At 31.6% G+C, this 2,734-nt stretch carries 2 protein-coding genes; both read right to left on the minus strand.

From position 1 onward, the window contains the following. Positions 1-1,350 (minus strand): ABC-F family ATP-binding cassette domain-containing protein (locus F6K13_RS27240; protein ID WP_287289011.1); only part of this gene is annotated, 1,350 nt, incomplete at its 3' end. A gap of 637 nt (positions 1,351-1,987) precedes the next feature. Further along, the gene (gene pgsA / locus F6K13_RS27245; RefSeq protein WP_124146349.1) at positions 1,988-2,506 is read right to left on the minus strand and encodes a CDP-diacylglycerol--glycerol-3-phosphate 3-phosphatidyltransferase; all 519 of its coding nucleotides are present in this window, start codon (positions 2,504-2,506) and stop codon (positions 1,988-1,990) included. Between the last annotated feature and the right edge of the window lie 228 nt (positions 2,507-2,734).

Genomic DNA, 2,734 nt, shown 5'->3' on the forward strand with positions numbered 1-2,734 from the left:
TTTTTCCCCTCCAGAAAGTTTATATACAGGAGCATATTGTTGATTACCAGGAAACAGAAATTTTTCCAACATTTGAGACGCACTAATTTGAGTACCATCAGCAGTTTCCACATACTCTGCTACATCTTTTATATAATCAATTACCCGTTGACTTTCATTCATAGCATCCAACAAATTTTCTGAATGTTGGTCAAAATATCCTATATGTATTGTCCCACCAATTTCTACTTTGCCAGAATCAGGTTTAACTCTACCTGTAATAATATCCATTAGGGTAGATTTTCCCACCCCATTACCACCAATAATTCCGACTCTATCTTCAGGGATAAATTCATAAGTAAAATCTTTGATTAGAGTTCTACTATCGTAGGACTTACAAACATTTTCTAACTCAATAACTTTTTTACCAATTCGACGACCAGGAGTAGAAATATCCACCTTTCCTAAAGCTTGTTTAAACTCCGTTCCTTGCATTTCTTCTATACGTTGAATCCTAGCTTTTTGTTTAGTGCTACGAGCTTTTGGTCCTCGCTTCAACCATTCTAATTCCCGGCGTAATATCCCTTGATGTTTGCGTTGAGAACTAACAACTGATTCTTCAGCTAAAGCTTTCTTTTCTAAATAGTAAGAATAATTTCCAGTATAAGTAAAAAGGTCGCCCCGGTCTATTTCGATAATTTTATTAGTAACTCTGTCGAGAAAATAACGGTCGTGAGTAATTAATAAAATTCCTCCTGAAAAACTATTTAAGTAACTTTGTAACCATTCTACAGACATAGCATCTAGATGGTTTGTTGGCTCATCCATTAACAAAACATCAGGGTCAGAAAGTAAAGCTGCTGCTAAAGCAATACGTTTACGATAACCCCCAGATAAGTTACCAACTTTGGCATCAAAATCTTGAATTCCTAATTTACTGAGGATAATTTTTGCCTTAGTTTCTAATTCCCAAGCATTGGTATTATCCATGCTGTGAGTTACTTCAGAAAAACGCGCCATTAGTCGATCGTCTTCAGGGTGATGGGCTAATTTTTCCGATAATTCTTCATATTCTCGTACCAGTAACATTTGTTCTCCACTATCAGAAAAAACTTGTTCTAATACGGTGTTATTTTCATCTAAATCTGGTTGTTGTGGCAAATAAATAATTCTAGCATTTTGATTAATCAAAATTTGACCACCGTCTATAGGTTCTAAACCAGCAATCATTTTTAATAGGGTTGATTTTCCCGAACCATTTGTACCAATTAAACCAACTTTGTCATTAGCATCTAAACTGAAGTTAGCATCTCTTAAAACTTCTTTGATGCCAAAGTCTTTTTTTACTGATTGAAGTGTGAATATACTCATTTATTTAAGTTAAAAGTCAAAAGTTAATATTTTAAGTCAAAAGTCAAAAGTCAAAAGTCAAAAATTAATATGGCTACAGTCTTTTTAAGTTAAAAGTAAAAAGTCAAAAATTAACATGACTACAGTATTTTTAAATTAAAAGTAAAAAGTCAAAAATTAATTAGGAGAGATTGAAGTAATTATAGAATTATCAACATATATTATATAATCGGATTCTTTTTTTAAGTCAAAAGTCAAAAATTAACTTTTTAAGTCAAAAGTCAAAAATTAATTAGGAGAGATTGAAGTAATTATAGAATTATCAACATACATTATATAACCGGATTCTTTTTTTAAGTCAAAAGTAAAAAGTCAAAAATTAACATTGCTATACTCTAGCACCTACTACCTAAAACATACTTCAACTATTCATATATTTGGGAGTAGGGGAGTAGGGGAGTAGGGGAGTGGGAGAGTGGGGGAGATTGAAGTAATTTAAGAAATTATCAACATATAATATATAACCAGATTCTATATAATTTCGCGCCTTCTGACTTCTTAAAGAAGTAGGGGAAATTGAATATTAAAGTAATTACAGAATTATCAATATATATTATATAACCGGATTATATATAAAACCTACAACCTAAAACCTTCTTCAACTATTACTAACTTCTTGATTAGGCCATAAGTAAATTATTCCTGAAACTATTGTTAAAGCTACAGCTATCCAAAACATAATTATAGCCGGAGTTGCCCAAAATTCAGGTAAGGGGGCAATTAACAAAGAAATAGCAATAATTTGACTTACTGTTTTTAATTTTCCCCAAATATTAGCTCCTGAAATTTGTGTTTGATTAACACGCCAACCAGCTATAGTTAACTCCCTACCTAGAATTAAAAATACTCCCCATGCTGGTACTTTTCCTAATTCAATTAATCCTAATAAAGGTGCTAATACTAATAATTTATCTGCTAAAGGATCTAAAAATTTACCGAGGTCGCTGACTTGGTTAAGTTTTCGTGCTAAATAACCATCTAAAAAATCTGTAACTGAAGCAATTAAAAATATTACTAAACAGATCCAAAGATTCTGATTAGTAGGAGTTTTCAGAATGTAAAGAATCAAAGGTATTCCCAGAAGACGGGAAAAGGTAATCCAATTAGGTATATTCATAAATATTGTGGTAATTGTTAATTGTTAAAAAATTTGGCGTTGCTGAATTAGTGTATGATATTAATCTTAATTCTTTAGGGGTCAGGAGGGAAGAAATAAGAAGAAAGAGTAGTAGAAGAGAAAGTTTTTGTTAGCGCTCTTATGCGGACAAGATATCATACCTCAAATAACCAACGCCAAAAAGTTTTATTTATTTAAAATTATTAAGTTAGGTTGTAGCTCAAAAAA

Source organism: Okeania sp. SIO2B9, from assembly GCF_010672505.1.
Lineage (GTDB): Bacteria > Cyanobacteriota > Cyanobacteriia > Cyanobacteriales > Microcoleaceae > Okeania > Okeania hirsuta.